Raw genomic sequence first — 16,537 nt, 5'->3', positions numbered from 1 at the left:
AAGGGGTCCGGTTTTCCTAGACTCTTCGTATAGGTCATGAGTGCCAGCGACAGCCCCGGCTTGCTGGCCGGCAACCCTCCTTTCGCGGTGGGGTGCCCCGGGTGAAGACCTGGCCCTTCGCTTTGTTGGCGGCGGGCAAGCGCGATGTGAGGTGTCAACGAATGACAATTGCTGCAACAGCCATACCCCTTTCCGGGACCCAAGACGGAACGCTCAAGTATGTTTCCGTGGGCGGACTCGAACTGGAAGCCGGAGGTTTTCTCCCCGACGTCGTCCTCGCGTACGAGACTTGGGGGCGGCTCAACGCCGATGCTTCCAACGCCGTGCTGGTGGAACATRCCCTGACCGGCAGCACGCACGTTGCCCGCGGCGAGAGCGACGAAGAAGGCTGGTGGGAGCAACTCGTTGGACCCGGCGCAACCATTGATACGGACCGCTACTTCGTGGTCTCCGTCAACATCGTGGGAGGCTGCTACGGCAGCACCGGTCCGTCGTCGTGCTCGCCCGATGGCAAGCCGTGGGGTTCCCGTTTTCCGCTGGTGACGCTGCGGGACAGCACCACGGCGGAAGCCCGCTTGGCGGACGCCCTGGGAATCCATAGCTGGCACACCGTCGTAGGCGGATCCATGGGCGGTGCCCGCGCACTCGAATGGGCCGTTAGCTATCCGGACCGCGTCAAGCGATGTGCCGTGATTTCCATCGGGGCGTACAGCACAGCCGAACAGATCGCGTTCGCCCAGGCCCAGACGCTCGCCATCCGGCAGGACGCAGACTTCAACGGTGGTGACTACTATGGCCAGGCCGCGCCCGAGGCGGGGTTGGCCCTGGCCCGTCGGATCGCCCACATCACCTATCGTTCGGCGGATGAACTGGACTTCCGCTTCGGCCGGAACGCCCAAGGCGCCGAGGCACCACTTCAGGCTGCCGCGTTGGGGGACCGGGGCCGCTACCAGGTGGAGAGCTACCTCGACCACCAGGGAAGCAAGCTGGTCCAGCGCTTCGACGCCAACAGCTACATCGCCATTACCGAGGCGCTCATGAGCCACGACATCACCCGCGGCCGGGGTGCCTTGGCGGATGCGCTTTCCGTGGCCACCGCCAAGTTCTTTGTTGCCGCGGTGGACTCGGACCGGCTCTACTTCCCTGAGCAATCCCACGAACTGGCCAAGGCCTTGCCCGGCGAGGTCTCAGTACACGTGATCGAGGCACCCATCGGGCACGACGGGTTCCTCACTGAAATCGGCCAGCTCGGCCCGCAGCTGCGCGAGGCTTTCTTCGGCTGACGCTGGGCGTTCTTCGGCTGAATCAGCCGTTCATGATCTCCTGGCGGAGCTTCATATAGTCCTCCATGGCAATTTTCCCGTCGCTGTACTGCTGGTCAAGTTCGGCCAGTTTCCGGGCCCGGTAGCCGTGGGGCGCGGTGTTCGGCAGGGGAGTAGCCGACGACGGCGGAGCGGCCTGCGGCGCGGGCGTCGCCACCGGAGGCTGCGGCTCAGCCGGGATGATCACCGGAGGTTGTGCAGGGTATCCGTAAGGGTAGTTCTGCGGAGGGAAGTCCCGGAGCCTGCGCTGGCGGGAGCGGTTGTACATGCGGATCCCCATGGGAATCAGCCAAGAGCAGACGATGATCCAGAAGATCAAATTGTTCACGGTGGAGGCCTCCTAGGTCTTTCTCCAGCTTAGCCCCGCCCCTGTGACAAGCGTCGAGATCTTCCGTCAGCTCCGAGGCAAAACGGTGTCGGCCGGTCCGAAGACGGGCCCCGGCGTCGGGCGTTTTGGCAAGATTCCGTCGCCGGAGGACTGGTGCCGGATCCGGCGGACGACCCACGGCACAAAATACTCCCGCGCCCATACGAGGTCTCCGGAGCGTGCTTCGCGCCAACTGCGCTGGGGCAGTGGCTTGGGAAGGAGCGGCTCGAGACTGTGTGGAACATTGAGGGAATCAAGGACCATGGTGGCGATCGTGTGATGGCCGAGCGGCGAGAAATGCAGGCGGTCTTCATCCCACATCTGCGGGTTGGAAAGTTGCCGCAGCGACCACATATCCGCCACCACAGCATCGTGGCGGGCGGCTACAGTTCGCAGGTTTTCGTTGTAGATGGCAACCTTGCCGCGGATCCGCCCAAGGACTGACGAGACGGTGTCGGGTCCGTTGAAGAGAACCACGGTGGCGCCTCCGGAACTTAGGGTCTGTACGGTGGCATCGAGTTTCTCGGCCAGGGCATCTGGGTCGCCGCCGGGACGGATGAGGTCGTTGCCGCCTGCGGAGATGCTGACAAGGTCCGGCTTAAGGTCCATGCACGGGCCAAGTTGTTCGTCCACGATCTGCTGGAGCAGGCGCCCCCGGATCGCCAAGTTGGCGTAGGCGAAATCGCTGTGGCCCCGGCTCAGTTCCTCGGCCACCCGGTCGGCCCAGCCGCGATGTCCCCCGGGCCTGTTGGGCTCGGGGTCGCCGATGCCCTCGGTAAACGAATCACCCAAGGCCACGTAGCGGGTCCACGGATGAATCCGCTCATCCGCGCCTCGCTCCACCGTGGAATCAGTGTCACTCACGTCCATATCCTGCCTTTTGCTGCAACGCTACGCGCCCGTAGCTTGTTACTCATGGGTAACTGTAAGAATAGTCCCATGAGTCAAGCTTCCGCCTTTCCTGCCCCTGCTTTTCCTCCCCCGGTCGTTTTGTGGTCCCACGAAGAGGAGGAACGGGCTGGAAAGCCGTTGCTGGTCCTGTTGCACGGTTACGGATCCAACGAGCAAGACCTTTTTAGCCTCGCAAGCCTGCTGCCCCAGGAGTTCGTCGTCGCTTCGCTCCGAGCCCCGATCGCCACGGGTCCGGGCTTCACGTGGTTCCCGCTGACGGCGTCCATCGACTACTCGCTCGACGCCGTCAAGACCGCGGCCGAGTATGTGTTTTCCTGGCTGGATTCGCTCAAGTCCAACCACAGCTCGGTGACGCTCCTCGGGTTCTCGATGGGGATGGCCATGGCCACCTCGCTGCTCCGGCAGCGGCCGGCGGACTTTGCCGCCGTCGTCGGACTTTCAGGCTTCGCCGTCGACGCCGATGGCGACCCCGCGTTCCGCGACGCCGAACTGGACGGTTCCGTGCCGCTCTTCTGGGGACGGGACCAGCAGGATCCCGTCATTACCCCTGACAAGATCGAATACACCATGGGGTGGGTGCGAAAGCACACGGACCTCACCAAGGTGCTCTACACGGGCATGTGGCACGGCATCAACCAGCAGGAAATCGGCCACGTGGGTGAATTCCTGGAGCACAAGGTCCTCGCCTCCGTATAAAGCAACGCGGGGTCACTTACGGCCCATTCAGAGGCATGTAATGGGCCGTAAGTGACCCCGCGTTGCTAGGAATCCTTCGCGATCCGCACGGTTTGTCCGTTGACGGTCACGGTATCGCCGGCATGGAGCTGGCGGCCGCGTCGTTCGTCGATCTCGCCGTTGACTTTGACCAACCCGTTCTTGATGAGCTCGGTGGCCTCCACACCGTCCTCCACCAGGTTGGCGAGCTTCAGGAGCTGGCCAAGGCGGATCATGTCGTCACGGATGGGGATTTCTTGAATTTCCGGGTTGTTCATACAAGCAATGATGCCTGAAGTAGGGTGGTGAAAGTGCCGCAACAGTCCCGCCCCATGGCCAGTACAACCTCCCGGACTTCCCTTCCTTTGCTCACCGGCCTGCTGCTTGCCGTGGCAACCGGACTCGTGATTCCCCTCCAGGGCCGGATCAACGGCGCGCTAGGGGCAACGCTCGACGACGGCATCGCGGCCGCCGTCGTGAGCTTCACCACCGGGCTGGTAGTGATCGCCGCGATCGGACTGGCGCTCCCGAAAGGCCGCGCTGCCTTGCGAAGGATCCTGCCCGCCCTCAAGGAGCGTAGCTTTCCCCGGTTCTACGTCCTGGCCGGCGGGATCGGCGCGCTATTCGTCTTTGCCCAATCGTTCACCGTCGGCCTGCTTGGCGTGGCCTTGTTCACCGTGGCCGCGGTGACAGGCCAGACCCTCAGTGGGCTCCTCGTGGACCGGCTTGGCATCGGACCCGGCGGCAAGCGTTCGATCACGGGAGTCCGGGTCCTTGGCAGCGTCCTGACGATTGCCGCCGTCATCTGGGCCGTCTCGCCGCGCCTTGGGGCGGCCGCCGACGTCGGATCCTTGCTTCTCCCCATCCTGCTGCCGGTGGTGGCGGGCTGCCTCATGAGTTTCCAGCAAGCCATGAACGGCACCGCCACGGTGCACTACGGCAGCCCTGTCGCCGCGACGCTGGTGAATTTCGTGGCCGGCACGGTCATCCTATGGATCGTCTGGCTCATCAAACTGCTGTTGGCCGGTCCCGGCCACGCGCTGCCCGCCGAATGGTGGTACTACCTGGGCGGTCCGATGGGCTGCATCTTCATCGGCCYGGCCGCCCTGCTTGTCCGCAGCCTGGGCGTCCTGGTGACGGGACTGGGGATGATCGCCGGCCAGTTGCTCGGATCGCTCGCGCTGGACCTGGTCTTCCCGGCACTCGGAACGGTGGTGGCGTTGCCGACGATCCTTGGCACCTTGCTGACGCTGTCCGCCATCATCGTGGCGACCCTGCCTTGGCCGAAAGGCGCGCTCGCTTCCCGCCGTTATGGGGGCAGGACCGCGGCGAAAGGCCGGTAGGCTAGGACACGCAGCTTCCTGCGCAGCACTTCCCCAAAAACAGCGTTTCCCCTTAACGACTGTTCCCGTAGAGCATAACCACGGACCGCACCCAGCGGCCCTGTAGAACATTGGAGTACCCATGGCAGCAAAATCCGTCCTCGACCAGGTCATTTCCCTCTCCAAGCGGAGGGGCTTCGTGTTTCAGGCCGGTGAAATCTATGGTGGCTCCCGCTCTGCGTGGGACTATGGCCCCCTCGGTGCCGAACTCAAGGAAAACATCAAGCGCCAGTGGTGGCAGAGCGTTGTCCGCGGTCGCGAGGACGTGGTGGGCCTGGACTCCTCCGTGATCCTGCCGCGCCAGGTATGGGAAGCGTCAGGACACGTCGAGGTGTTCTCGGACCCCTTGGTCGAGTGCCTTTCCTGCCACAAGCGCTACCGTGCCGACCACCTCCTGGAAGAGTACGAGGAAAAGAAGGGCCGTCCCGCCGAAAACGGCCTCAAGGACATTGCCTGCGCCAACTGCGGCACCCGCGGCGAATGGACCGAACCGCAGGAATTCTCCGGCCTCCTCAAGACCTTCCTCGGCCCGGTGGCCAGTGAAGAAGGCCTGCACTACCTGCGCCCGGAAACCGCGCAGGGCATCTTCGTGAATTTCAGCAACGTGCTCACCACGTCCCGCAAGAAGCCACCGTTCGGCATCGGCCAGATCGGCAAGTCCTTCCGCAACGAGATCACACCGGGCAACTTCATCTTCCGCACCCGCGAGTTCGAGCAGATGGAAATGGAATTCTTCGTCGAGCCCGGCACGGACGAGGAATGGCACCAGTACTGGATGAAGGAACGCATGTCCTGGTACACCGGCCTCGGCATCCGGCCGGAAAACCTGCGTTTCTTCGAGCACCCGCTGGACAAGCTCAGCCACTACTCCAAAGGCACCACGGACATCGAGTACCGTTTCGGTTTCCAGGGCTCCGAGTGGGGCGAGCTCGAGGGCATCGCCAACCGCACCGACTTCGACCTGTCCACGCACGCGAAGGCCTCGGGCACGGACCTCAGCTACTTCAACCAGGCCACCAACGAGCGTTACACCCCGTACGTCATTGAGCCCGCGGCTGGCCTGACCCGTTCCTTCATGGCGTTCCTGATCGACGCCTACACCGAGGATGAGGCACCCAACGCCAAGGGCGGCGTCGACGTCCGCACTGTCCTGAAGCTTGACCCCCGCCTGGCACCGGTCAAGGCAGCCGTGCTTCCGCTGAGCCGCAACGAGGACCTGTCCCCGAAGGCGAAGGACTTGGGCGCCCAGCTGCGCAAGAACTGGAACATCGACTTCGACGACGCCGGCGCCATTGGCCGCCGCTACCGCCGCCAGGACGAGATCGGTACTCCGTTCTGCATCACCGTGGACTTCGACACCCTCGACGACCAAGCGGTCACGATCCGTGAGCGCGACACCATGAGCCAGGAACGCGTTTCCCTCGACAAGGTTGAGGCCTACCTGGCCGCGCGACTGATTGGCGCCTAGGCGTGTCCATCGAGTACCGCGAATGGCGTGATGGCGACGACCTCGCGCTGTTGGAAATGTGGGGTGGGCCCGAGACCCTGCCGGCCCAGCAGTTCCGGGCAGCACTGGCGCCATCGAGCAACAGCGGCCAAGGCCAGCCTTGGCGCCGGTGCATCGTGGCGGAAGACGTGGTTGACGGCATCGGCATCCCCGTGGCCGCCGGGGTGGTCCACGAGGCTTCCTTGCACCCGGAACGTCTCTGGGCATACATCGAGGTTGCCAAGGATCATCGCCGGAGCGGGATAGGTGCCACGCTCCTGACCATGCTGCGACGCGAAGCCGAACAGTCGCCGTCGGGGGTCACCAAACTGCGCAGCAAGGTAGAGCCCGGCACCTCCGGTGCCGCCTTCGCCGAGTGGGCGGGGCTCGCGCCGATCCAGCGCTCACAGCTTGTAGTGGTGGAACCCGAGCCGCTGCGGCTCCCGGTGTTTGGCGACGGTTCCGAGGAGGCCGCTTCCGAGCAGGTTGAAGACCTCGCCACAGGCTCCGTGGAACTCAGCGACGTCGTCGGACGGTACTACGCTGCCGTGCACCACTGGGACAGCCCGGGCGAACTGGGTATCCCCACGGTGCAGCGGCTGTTCCTTGACGAGCTAACGGGGGCGCACGGTGCACTCGTTCTGCGTGCTCCAAAGGCCAGTGCTTTTGGTTCGGGCGTTCCGGCCACCCGCAAGGGCAAGTTGCGGGCCTTCGCCATCAGCTATGCCCAGGGCAGCTCGGACGAAGCCTCGGAAGTATTCCTGGGACACGAACCCCGTTTGCAGGATGACGAGGCCCGCGAGGCAGTCCGTGACCTGCTGGCGCTCATTGCGTACCAGCACCCGGTGCTCCTTGAAGTGGATGATTCCATGACGGCTGTGCGCGCCGTCGTCGATCCGCTGCTGGAGTCGGGCAAGGCGAAGCTCCGTGGCGCGGACACCCTGGTGGTCAGCGAGTAGCCTTTCCTCGAGGCCCGGCCCAACTGACTCGCATTAGTTGTCGTTTTGAGCCCTCATAACGACAACTAATGCGAGCCAGTTGGGTGAACCCTTGACGACGTCGCGGTCTGGGTGTAGGCATAACGACGTAAGCTCCGGTCGTTTGGTCTGGCGGGAAAGCGGCGGGTGGAACGAATCCGGTCTCACGAAGAGAATCGGCGGCAACACCCATGAATGGAACAGCGCTCGACGGACTGCGGGAACAACTCCGCGGGCAACTCGTCACTCCAAATGATCCCGACTACGATTCTGCCCGCGCTGTCTTTAACGGAATGATCGACAAGCGCCCAGCCGGCATCGTCCGTGTGGCACAGGTGTCGGATGTCATCGCGAGCGTGAACTTCGCCCGGGGCAACTCCTTGCCTTTGGCGATCCGGGGAGGCGGCCACAGCGCCCCGGGCTTCGGGACCTGGGACGATGCCCTGGTCATAGATTTCGTCAACCGCACCGGTGTCCGCGTTGACCCCGAAGCGGGCACAGCCCGTGCCGAGGCAGGAACAACCTGGGCAGATTTCAACCACGCGACCCACGCTTTCGGACTGGCCACAACCGGCGGAATTGTCGGGTCCACCGGTATCGCCGGACTGACCTTGGGCGGCGGCATCGGCTATCTGGCCCGCAAACACGGCTTGAGCTGCGACAACTTGATCTCGGCTGACGTGGTGACGGCCGACGGTAAATTCCTCACTGCCAGTGAAACCCACAACGAGGACCTCTTCTGGGCGTTGCGGGGAGGCGGAGGCAACTTCGGCGTGGTGACGTCGCTGGAATACAAGCTGCATCCGGTGGACATGGTCCACGTGGGCATTGTCATCTACGGAGCAGAGCACACCGAGACTGTCGCCAAGTTCTACCGGGATTACATCGACTCTGCCCCTGAAGAATTCGGGGCGTTCCTCGGCTTCCATCAGGGTCCGCCGGTCCCGTTCCTTCCCGAGGAATGGCACGGCAAGCCTGTTTGCGTCGTGGTCGGGATGTGGACGGGGGACATGGCCGAAGGCGAGTCGCGGTGGCAACCGTTCCTCGACGTCGCACCCGTGGCCGGATCAGTCGTCACTCCGATGCCCTATCCGGCACTCAACGTAGCGTTTGACGGACTCAATCCGAAGGGCCTGCAAGGGTATTGGAAGGCCAACTTCATCAGTGAACTGAACGATGGCGTCATCGATGCGCATTCAGAGTTCGGTTCAACGGTCACGAGTGTCAACACCTCGGTCCACGTCTATCCGATCGACGGCGCGGTGGCCCGCGTCGGAGCTGAAGACACAGCTTTCGCGAACCGCGGCATGAAGTTCGCGCCCGTCATCGCGGCACAATGGCCGGACCCTGCGGACAACGAAGCCAACATTGCGTGGGCCCGCAACTACGCAGAGGCGCTCCGTCCGCATTCTGCTGCGAGCGGCTACATCAACTTCATGGATGCGGAAGACCAGAACCGTATTGCCGAGAACTACGGAGTCAACTACGAGCGACTTCAAGCCATCAAGAGCAAGTACGATCCCGGAAACCTCTTCCACGTGAACCAGAACATCAAACCCGCCTGAACACCCCGTCACGAAGCCGCCACCCGGCAGGCACCCCTCACGCCGCTCCGCGTATGGGCGATGCCACGCTGCCCCACGTAGGGTTGTAGGCATGAGGTTTTGCAGCTAATGGGTCACGGCCATTCACACGGACACACAGAGCATTTCGAGCCAAGCCCGCAGGCGCTCGCGGCGCGTAAGCGGGCCAACTGGCTCCTGGTGGCTGTCCTGGCTCCGCTTGCCGTGCTCACGATCGTTGCAATGCTCGTCATGTGGCCGTCAGGGAGCAAGGCGGGCATATCCCTCGCTAGCCCCTACCAGGCTGCACCGGGTGTGACGTTTGATACCGGCAAGATCCAAGCCGTCACGCAGGAGAGCTGCACCCAAGGGACCCAAGCCCAAGGTGCTCAAGCCCCGGGGACGGACCAAAGCAATGGTGCGCAACAGCAAGGTTCCCAGTGCACTTTCGCGTCCACCCAGCCGGACAAAGGCGGCAGTCCCGTCAAGGTGGTGATCAACCCGGACGTCGCGAAGTCGCACGGCGTCAAGGTGGGGGACAGCATCCGCTACTTGAACCTCTCCGGTGTTCAAGGCGCAGCGGCAGGCAACGGCTCGCCGTCGTACGTTTTCCTGGATTTCGTGCGGAACGTTCCCATGGCTCTTTTGGCCATCCTGTACGCGGTGGTGGTCATTGCGGTGGCCCGCTGGCGGGGCTTCAGGGCGCTGCTTGGCTTGGCGGGAGCCTACGTGGTGCTGGTCAGCTTCATGTTGCCGGGATTGGTGGAGGGCAAGCCGCCACTGCTCGTGGCGTTGGTTGGTTCCACCGCAATCATGATGGGGGTGCTCTACTTCGCCCACGGCTTTTCGGCCAGGACATCCACCGCGTTGTTGGGCACCATCTTCGGCCTCAGCATCACGGCGTTGTTGGCAGCATGGGCCACGGACGCCGCCAACCTGACCGGAGTCGGCAGCCACGACGCCGCCGCGCTGGTGAACATGTCGGACAAGATCTCCATTTCCGGGATCATCTTGTGCGGTCTCATCATCTCCGGACTGGGCGTCCTGAACGACGTCACCATCACCCAATCCTCGGCCGTGTGGGAGCTCTACGAACTCGCGCCGGAGACGAGCGCCCGCACGCTGTTCACGTCCGCCATGAGGATTGGCCGTGACCATATCGCCTCCACGGTCTACACCATCGCCTTTGCCTACGCTGGCGCCGCGCTTCCCATCTTGATCATCGTCATGCTCTATGACCGCCCGCTGGTTGATGCCCTCACCAGTGCAGAGTTGTCCGAGGAAGTCATTCGTACGCTGGTGGGCTCTATCGGCCTCGTGTTGGCCATTCCCGTGACCACGTTGATCGCGGTGCTGGTGGTCAAGGCGACCGGTCCCCGCCGGCTCGTGGCCGCCGGGGCTGGGGATTACGACCGCAACGTCCGTGAGCTTGAAACCGCAGAGGCCGCGGACGCGTTCGAATCCTTCGACACGGGCGAGCTTGCCGCCGTCGTGATGACGAGGCGCGCACGACGGGAAGCCGAGCGCCGCTAGCGCCGCATGACATTTGTCATCCCTCATTGGTGACACACGCCCCGGGCACAGTCCACGGCCCCAGGCTTGGATGGGTAACGGAGCAAACCATCATCCAAGGAGCGTCATGACAACAACGAGTGTGCCGGCCGTCCACGCCGTCGGACTGCACAAGAGCTTCGGGAAGGTCCGCGCCGTCCGCGGCCTGGATCTCACCGTGCAGCCGGGGGAAGTGGTGGCGTTCCTCGGTCCCAACGGGGCGGGCAAGACCACCACCATCGACATGATCCTCGGATTGAGCGCCCCGGATCAGGGACGCGTTTCCATCTTCGGCCACACTCCCAGGGGAGCCATCGCCCGCGGTCAGGTGGCAGCCGTGATGCAGACCGGCGGCCTATTGCGGGACATCAGCGTCCGCGAAACCGTGCAGCTCAACGCAGCCATGTTCGATTCCTCCCGCCCCGTGGACGAAGTCCTCGCCCGGGCGGGCATCCTGGAGATCGCCGACCGCAAGGTGGAGAAGTGCTCCGGCGGCCAGCAGCAGCGCCTGCGCTTCGCCATGGCTCTTGTCTCCGATCCCGGGTTGCTCATCCTGGACGAGCCCACCACTGGCATGGACGTCGCGGGACGACGCGACTTCTGGACCGCCATCAGGACCGACGCCCAGCGCGGACGGACCGTCATCTTCGCCACCCATTATCTCGAAGAAGCCGACGCCTATGCGGACAGGATTGTCCTGGTCCGGCAAGGCAGCATCGTTGCGGACGGCACCGCCGCCCAGATCAAGAACCTTGCCTCGGGCCGTACCGTCAAGGCTTCGCTTCCGGCAACAGAGCGCGGGCTGCTGGCCGGGATGCCGCCGGCGGAGAGCATTGAGTACGACGGCGGTCGCCTCACCGTCCGCACGGGCGACTCGGACGCCGTCGTGCGTTACCTGCTCAACAACACGGGCGCCCACGACGTCGAGGTGGCGGCCAACAACCTTGAGGAGGCCTTCGTCGCCCTCACCGGAGACGATGCCGTGCCGGAATCCGCAAACATCACTTTTGAAGGAGACCTCGTATGAGCACGGCAACCGCGATCCAGGACAGGAAGCCATCCGCAGGCGGGGTCAACCGTACGTTCTTGTGGATCGAGATCAAGCGGATGCTCCGGAACCGCCGGACCATCATCTTCACGGTGTTCATGCCAGCCGTTTTCTTCTTCATTTTCGGCCTGTCCAACAAGGACAAGCTCCTGCCCAACGGACACAGCTACGGCCAGTACATCCTCATCAGCCTGACGGTCTACGCGGCCATGACCGCTGCGACGGGCGCTGGCAGCCAAGTGGCAGTGGAACGTGCCCAGGGCTGGAGCCGCCAGCTTCGCCTCACGCCCCTCCTGCCCGGTGCGTACATCGCGGTGAAAGCCTTGGCCGCGCTGACGCTGTCCCTCGTGGCCGTGGTGGCACAGTTCGTCATCGGTGCCCTAGCCGGTGTCACCATGGATGCCCAGACCTGGCTGACAGCGGGGTTGGTGGCTTGGCTGGGTTCCCTGGTCTTCGCGGCCCTCGGCTTGTTCGTTGGATACCTCATGCCGAGCCAGAACGTCATGCAGATCCTCGGCCCGGCTCTGGCGATCCTTGCCATGCTCGGTGGGCTGTTCATGCCGATCGAAATCATGGGGGAGACCTTCGGGAACATCGCCAAGTTCACGCCCGCATACGGGATCGGGCAATTGGCCCGGAGTCCCATCACCGGCGAGTTCGATTGGGCGTGGATCGTCAACGTGCTCACCTGGCTCGCGATCTTCGTGGCCGGGGCCGCGATGGCGTTCCGCCGCGACACGAAACGTGTCTGAACCGGCCGCTAGGGTAAGCACCATGACGAGCAACGCAGGCGGAACCTCCTTCAGGGACGTGTTCACCGGAAACGTGTTCAGCGGCACCATGTTCCGCGGTCCCGGGCCACGAGGCTGGTTCATCGGTGCGGGACTCTCCATCCTCCTCTGGGCCTGGCCTACGTGGAACCTCGTGTGGTCCGTGGACGAACCGCTGGCCTGGAAAGCGGTGGCTTCGGCATCCCTGATCGCGTTCTTCGCTGCCTACGCCTTCCTGCCGCAGATCAGTTGGCGCCTGGGCGTCCGGGCGGGCCTCGTGTCCGTCTGCATCATGCTGGCGCTGAACGGGGCGATCGTCTTCCTCCTCGGAAGGGAAGCCTTGTGGACTTGGACGTTCCTCGCCTGCGCCATCGCCATGACGTCCCTTCCGGCCCGCGCGGACTTCTTCCTCATCGTCACGTTGTCCCTCGCCTCCTTCACTACGCAGCTGGTGACGGGCAACGGGGAGCAGGCCTTGCTCCAGGCCGGGATCATCTTGTCCCTCGGCCTCATGATGTCCGCCTTCGCGCGGCTGATCCGGCAGACCGCACGGCTCCGGGAAGCGCAGACTGAGCTCGCCGACGCAGCCGTGGCCGCTGAGCGCAGCCGCGTGGCCCGGGACATGCACGACATCCTGGGACACTCCCTGACGGTGATCGCCGTGAAGGCCGAGTTGGCCGGCCGGATGCTGGACACCGTCCCCGGCGACCACCCTGCCCGGGACCGGGCGGCTGCCGAGATTTCCGCGGTCCAGGACCTGGCCCGCGGTGCGCTCGCCGACGTCCGCGCCACAGTGGCCGGGTACCGGGGCGTCAACGTCCTCGCCGAACTCGCGGTCGCTCGGACCGCCCTGGAGTCGGCAGGGATCGACGCCGAATTGCCAGGCACCGTGGAACAAGTTCCGGCGAGGCACAGGGAACTCTTCGGTTGGGTACTGCGCGAAGGCATCACCAATGTGGTGCGGCACTCCGGCGCCGCACGCTGCCGAGTCCGGTTGACGGCGTCGAGCGTTTTGGTGGAGGACGACGGCGTCGGCCCGGCTCCCGGGGGCCGCTCCGGGAACGGACTGGCCGGGATCCACGAACGCGTAGGTGCCGCCGGGGGAACAGTCAGTATTGGGCCGAGTGACCTGGGAGGGTTCAGATTGGCGGTTGAAGTATGAGTATCCGATTGGTGATCGCAGACGACCAGGCACTGGTGCGCGGGGCGCTGGCGGCTTTGCTGGGGCTGGAGTCGGACATCGAGGTGGTCGCTGAATTGGGCGACGGGACAGGGGTGGCGGCCGCCGTCGTCGAGCACTCCGCCGATGTGGCAATGCTCGACGTCGAGATGCCCGGCCTGGACGGGATCAGCGCGGCAGCGGCTGTGCGGCGGGCGGCGCCGTCGTGCCGGGTCCTCATGGTGACCACCTTCGGACGGCCGGGCTACCTCAAGCGCGCCATGCAGGCCGGTGCCTCCGGATTCGTCGTCAAGGACACGCCGGCGCGGCAATTGGCCGAAGCGGTGCGCCGGGTCCACCAGGGCCTCAGGGTGGTGGACCCCGTGCTCGCCGCGGAATCATTGACCGCCGGGGACAGCCCACTGACCGAACGCGAGGCGGAGGTGCTCAAGGCGGCGTCCGACGGCGGAACGGTCGCCGATATCGCGAAGTCAGCGATGCTCTCTGAAGGGACCGTCCGGAACTACCTCTCCGCCACGATGGCCAAGACCGGCGGGCGGACCCGTGCCGAGGCCGTGCGGATCGCCGAGGACAACGGCTGGCTGCTCTGAGTTCTGTGCGCGACGTCGATTTGCCCCGCTTTGAGACAATGGACGGGTGACTGTAGTAGCAACGCCCCCTTCGCCCAAGCTCGAGCTGCCCCCGTTGCAGCTTGGCCGGATCACCGTGGACACCCCCGTGATCCTTGCGCCGATGGCCGGGATCACCAACTCGGCGTTCCGCAGGCTGTGCCGTGAATACGGCGGCGGCCTGTACGTCGCAGAGATGGTGACCTCCCGGGCCCTGGTGGAGCGCACCCCGGAATCGTTGCGCATCATTTCCCACGATGACGACGAAAAGGTCCGGTCCGTGCAGTTGTACGGAGTGGACCCTGTCACCGTGGGCCAGGCCGTTCGCATGCTCGTCGAAGAAGACCGGGYGGACCACATCGACCTCAACTTCGGCTGCCCCGTCCCCAAAGTCACACGGCGCGGCGGCGGATCCGCCCTTCCCTGGAAGATCGACCTCTTCACCTCCATCGTCCAGACCGCGGTCAAGGAAGCCTCCAAGGGCGATATCCCGCTGACCATCAAGATGCGCAAGGGCATTGACGAGGACCACCTCACGTACCTCGACGCCGGCCGCATCGCCCGCGATTCCGGCGTTGCCGCCGTCGCGCTCCACGGACGCACTGCCGCGCAGTTCTACTCCGGTCAGGCCGACTGGTCCGCCATCGCACGCCTGCGTGAGGCCCTTCCGGACATTCCCGTGCTGGGCAACGGCGATATCTGGTCCGCCGAAGACGCAGTGCGCATGGTGCGCGAAACAGGGATCGACGGCGTCGTGGTGGGCCGCGGCTGCCAAGGCCGCCCGTGGCTCTTCGGTGACCTCCAGGCCGCCTTTGAAGGCAGCGATCAGCGCCACCGCCCAGGCCTGCGGGAGGTTGCCGACGGCGTCTACCGTCACGCCGAGCTCATGATCGAAACCTTTGGCAATGACGAGTACAAGGCGCTGCGCGAGATCCGCAAGCACATGGCCTGGTACTTCAAGGGCTACGTGGTGGGCGGGGAACTGCGCGCCAAACTGGCCACCGTGCCAACCCTCGAGGTCCTGCGCGAGCTGCTGGACCAACTGGACATGGACTTGCCCTACCCGGGCATCGACTCCGAAGGCCCGCGCGGACGCGCAGGTTCGCCGAAGAGGCCAGCCTTGCCCAAGGACTGGCTGCTCAGCCGGCAGATGGACGCGGACCAGACCCGCGACATCGCGGCGGCCGAATTGGACGTTTCGGGCGGCTAAAGCGCGGCTTCGGTCGACGCGTGCACGCGCACGGCCGGAGTCGTGGAAAACTGGCTGCATAGGCACTGGTTGTATCGACACCGGCGCACGGCAAGCGGAGGAGGCGGATACCCATGGGAACTGAAGCGATGTCTGCGGCACGCACAGCCGAAAACGCAACGGGCATTCCAGGCTATGTGGAGGCCGACTCAGCACGCTGGGTGCAGGAGCCTCGGAAGAATACCTACCGTTCGGACTTCGAGAGGGACCGGGCAAGGGTGCTGCATTCTTCCGCCCTCCGCCGGCTCGGGGCGAAGACCCAAGTGGTTGCCCCGGATACCGATGATTTCGTGCGCACCCGCCTGACGCACAGCCTCGAAGTCGCCCAGGTGGGCCGCGAGTTGGGCCGTGCGCTCGGTTGCGATCCCGATGTTGTGGACACGGCGTGCTTGAGCCACGATTTGGGCCACCCGCCCTTCGGCCACAACGGGGAATCGGCCCTCAACGAGGTAGCCCACGGAATCGGTGGCTTCGAAGGCAACGCCCAGACCCTGCGCCTGCTCACGCGGCTTGAACCCAAGGTCCTCACCGCCGACGGCCAGCCCGCCGGGCTGAACCTGACCCGCGCCAGCCTTGACGCGGCCTCCAAATACCCGTGGTCCGCCGTCGACGCCCCCGTCATCCACGGACAGCGGAGCAGCAAGTTCGGAGCCTATGAAGACGACCTGCCCGTGTTTGCCTGGCTTCGTGACGGCGCGCCGGGCAACCGCTCCTGCATCGAGGCCCAGGTCATGGACCTGGCCGACGATATCTCGTACTCCGTACACGACGTTGAGGACGCCATCGTTGCCGGCCATTTCCAGCTGAAGTGGCTGGACAATCCGGACCACCGGGCACGGGTGGTGGGGTACACCAAGCAGTGGTACCTGCCCCACAACGATCCCGCTGAGATCGATGCCGCTTTGGCCCGACTCGAAGCCACCAGCGTCTGGGTCCGTGAGGCAGATGGCAGCCGCAAGGCGATGGCAGCGCTGAAGGACATGACCAGCCAGTTGATCGGCCGCTTTTGCCAAAGCGCCCTGGAGACGACGCGGGCGCACTTCGGCCCGGACCACCTGACCCGGTACGGCGCGGAACTCATGGTTCCGGAGGAAACCGTCACTGAGATCGCGGCCATGAAGGGCCTCGCCACGACATTTGTGATTTCCACCGACCATCGGCAACCCGTCTATGAGCGTCAGCGCGAAGTCCTGCACGCCCTGGTTGGCGTGCTCAATGCGAGCGGAGACCGGCATCTGGAACCGATGTTCGCCGCAGACTGGCGGGACGCCCCCGACGACGGCGCCCGGCTTCGCGTCGTCATCGACCAGGTGGCGTCGCTGACGGACGCTTCGGCGCTGGCGATGTACGAACGTCTGGTGGGCAGCCTGCCGTCGCTCTGGTAGGCGTGAGGCTGGACCGCCCGAATT

At 64.7% G+C, this 16,537-nt stretch carries 16 protein-coding genes and 1 riboswitch; of the genes, 13 read left to right on the top strand and 3 right to left on the bottom strand.

The window, feature by feature from the left end; translation table 11 throughout:
* Window positions 1-32: 32 nt before the first annotated feature.
* A riboswitch (SAM riboswitch) is annotated at window positions 33-148 on the top strand.
* Between the two features lie 13 nt (window positions 149-161).
* Window positions 162-1,283, top strand: a complete 1,122-nt coding sequence (metX, locus tag AC1DLO_RS08655; RefSeq protein ID WP_476914458.1) for a homoserine O-acetyltransferase MetX — start codon at window positions 162-164, stop codon at window positions 1,281-1,283.
* Between the two features lie 22 nt (window positions 1,284-1,305).
* Here the strand turns inward: metX and AC1DLO_RS08650 are convergent, their stop codons facing one another.
* Both AC1DLO_RS08650 and AC1DLO_RS08645 read right to left on the bottom strand, forming a co-directional pair.
* Window positions 1,306-1,650 carry a hypothetical protein gene (locus tag AC1DLO_RS08650; protein WP_476889219.1) on the bottom strand — a complete coding sequence of 115 codons (345 nt, stop codon included), beginning with the start codon at window positions 1,648-1,650 and terminating at the stop codon, window positions 1,306-1,308.
* A 66-nt stretch (window positions 1,651-1,716) separates the two neighbouring features.
* Window positions 1,717-2,559, bottom strand: a complete 843-nt coding sequence (locus tag AC1DLO_RS08645; protein ID WP_476889218.1) for an SGNH/GDSL hydrolase family protein — start codon at window positions 2,557-2,559, stop codon at window positions 1,717-1,719.
* A 69-nt stretch (window positions 2,560-2,628) separates the two neighbouring features.
* Between AC1DLO_RS08645 and AC1DLO_RS08640 the strand changes: the two genes are divergently transcribed.
* Entirely contained in the window at window positions 2,629-3,297 is a 669-nt protein-coding gene (locus AC1DLO_RS08640) for an alpha/beta hydrolase (RefSeq protein ID WP_476889217.1), read from the top strand.
* A gap of 65 nt (window positions 3,298-3,362) precedes the next feature.
* Here AC1DLO_RS08640 and AC1DLO_RS08635 read toward each other — a convergent pair whose 3' ends face one another.
* Entirely contained in the window at window positions 3,363-3,593 is a 231-nt protein-coding gene (locus AC1DLO_RS08635) for an RNA-binding S4 domain-containing protein (protein ID WP_184736051.1), read from the bottom strand.
* 54 nt (window positions 3,594-3,647) lie between these two features.
* Between AC1DLO_RS08635 and AC1DLO_RS08630 the strand changes: the two genes are divergently transcribed.
* The 11 genes from AC1DLO_RS08630 to AC1DLO_RS08580 all read left to right on the top strand — a co-directional run bounded on the left by AC1DLO_RS08630 (window position 3,648) and on the right by AC1DLO_RS08580 (window position 16,513).
* Entirely contained in the window at window positions 3,648-4,658 is a 1,011-nt protein-coding gene (locus AC1DLO_RS08630; protein WP_476914457.1) for a DMT family transporter, read from the top strand.
* Between the two features lie 121 nt (window positions 4,659-4,779).
* Window positions 4,780-6,165, top strand: coding sequence for a glycine--tRNA ligase (locus AC1DLO_RS08625; RefSeq protein ID WP_476889215.1), 1,386 nt, complete (start codon window positions 4,780-4,782; stop codon window positions 6,163-6,165).
* A 2-nt stretch (window positions 6,166-6,167) separates the two neighbouring features.
* The gene (locus AC1DLO_RS08620; RefSeq protein ID WP_476889214.1) at window positions 6,168-7,142 is read left to right on the top strand and encodes a GNAT family N-acetyltransferase; all 975 of its coding nucleotides are present in this window, start codon (window positions 6,168-6,170) and stop codon (window positions 7,140-7,142) included.
* Between the two features lie 209 nt (window positions 7,143-7,351).
* On the top strand, window positions 7,352-8,725 hold the full coding sequence (locus AC1DLO_RS08615; protein WP_476889213.1) for an FAD-binding oxidoreductase: 1,374 nt from the start codon (window positions 7,352-7,354) through the stop codon (window positions 8,723-8,725).
* Between the two features lie 108 nt (window positions 8,726-8,833).
* Entirely contained in the window at window positions 8,834-10,255 is a 1,422-nt protein-coding gene (locus AC1DLO_RS08610; RefSeq protein WP_476889212.1) for a YibE/F family protein, read from the top strand.
* A gap of 106 nt (window positions 10,256-10,361) precedes the next feature.
* Entirely contained in the window at window positions 10,362-11,300 is a 939-nt protein-coding gene (locus AC1DLO_RS08605) for an ABC transporter ATP-binding protein (protein ID WP_476889211.1), read from the top strand.
* Window positions 11,297-12,073 (top strand): ABC transporter permease, encoded by a 777-nt coding sequence (locus AC1DLO_RS08600; protein WP_476889210.1) that lies wholly within the window; start codon window positions 11,297-11,299, stop codon window positions 12,071-12,073. The genes AC1DLO_RS08605 and AC1DLO_RS08600 overlap by 4 nt, the downstream gene beginning before the upstream one ends.
* Window positions 12,074-12,095: 22 nt before the next feature.
* Window positions 12,096-13,253: a sensor histidine kinase gene (locus tag AC1DLO_RS08595; protein ID WP_476889209.1), complete on the top strand. Its 1,158-nt coding sequence runs from the start codon at window positions 12,096-12,098 to the stop codon at window positions 13,251-13,253.
* The gene (locus tag AC1DLO_RS08590) at window positions 13,250-13,861 is read left to right on the top strand and encodes a response regulator transcription factor (RefSeq protein ID WP_476889208.1); all 612 of its coding nucleotides are present in this window, start codon (window positions 13,250-13,252) and stop codon (window positions 13,859-13,861) included. Before AC1DLO_RS08595 ends, AC1DLO_RS08590 begins: the two co-directional genes overlap by 4 nt.
* A 46-nt stretch (window positions 13,862-13,907) precedes the next feature.
* Window positions 13,908-15,089, top strand: a complete 1,182-nt coding sequence (dusB, locus tag AC1DLO_RS08585) for a tRNA dihydrouridine synthase DusB (RefSeq protein ID WP_476914456.1) — start codon at window positions 13,908-13,910, stop codon at window positions 15,087-15,089.
* Window positions 15,090-15,202: 113 nt separating this feature from the next.
* On the top strand, window positions 15,203-16,513 hold the full coding sequence (locus AC1DLO_RS08580; RefSeq protein WP_184736028.1) for a deoxyguanosinetriphosphate triphosphohydrolase: 1,311 nt from the start codon (window positions 15,203-15,205) through the stop codon (window positions 16,511-16,513).
* The last annotated feature ends 24 nt before the right edge of the window (window positions 16,514-16,537 follow it).

The organism is Arthrobacter sp. 01T419, assembly GCF_056398865.1.
This window is presented reverse-complemented; position numbering and strand designations above follow the sequence as displayed.

Excerpts from the sequence above, each read along its gene's own strand:
- AC1DLO_RS08645 (WP_476889218.1), bottom strand. The coding sequence starts at position 2,559 with ATGGACGTGAGTGACACTGATTCCACGGTGGAGCGAGGCGCGGATGAG.
- AC1DLO_RS08640 (WP_476889217.1), top strand. The coding sequence starts at position 2,629 with ATGAGTCAAGCTTCCGCCTTTCCTGCCCCTGCTTTTCCTCCCCCGGTC.
- AC1DLO_RS08635 (WP_184736051.1), bottom strand. The coding sequence starts at position 3,593 with ATGAACAACCCGGAAATTCAAGAAATCCCCATCCGTGACGACATGATC.
- AC1DLO_RS08625 (WP_476889215.1), top strand. The coding sequence starts at position 4,780 with ATGGCAGCAAAATCCGTCCTCGACCAGGTCATTTCCCTCTCCAAGCGG.
- AC1DLO_RS08615 (WP_476889213.1), top strand. The coding sequence starts at position 7,352 with ATGAATGGAACAGCGCTCGACGGACTGCGGGAACAACTCCGCGGGCAA.
- AC1DLO_RS08610 (WP_476889212.1), top strand. The coding sequence starts at position 8,834 with ATGGGTCACGGCCATTCACACGGACACACAGAGCATTTCGAGCCAAGC.
- AC1DLO_RS08605 (WP_476889211.1), top strand. The coding sequence starts at position 10,362 with ATGACAACAACGAGTGTGCCGGCCGTCCACGCCGTCGGACTGCACAAG.
- AC1DLO_RS08600 (WP_476889210.1), top strand. The coding sequence starts at position 11,297 with ATGAGCACGGCAACCGCGATCCAGGACAGGAAGCCATCCGCAGGCGGG.
- AC1DLO_RS08595 (WP_476889209.1), top strand. The coding sequence starts at position 12,096 with ATGACGAGCAACGCAGGCGGAACCTCCTTCAGGGACGTGTTCACCGGA.
- AC1DLO_RS08590 (WP_476889208.1), top strand. The coding sequence starts at position 13,250 with ATGAGTATCCGATTGGTGATCGCAGACGACCAGGCACTGGTGCGCGGG.
- AC1DLO_RS08580 (WP_184736028.1), top strand. The coding sequence starts at position 15,203 with ATGGGAACTGAAGCGATGTCTGCGGCACGCACAGCCGAAAACGCAACG.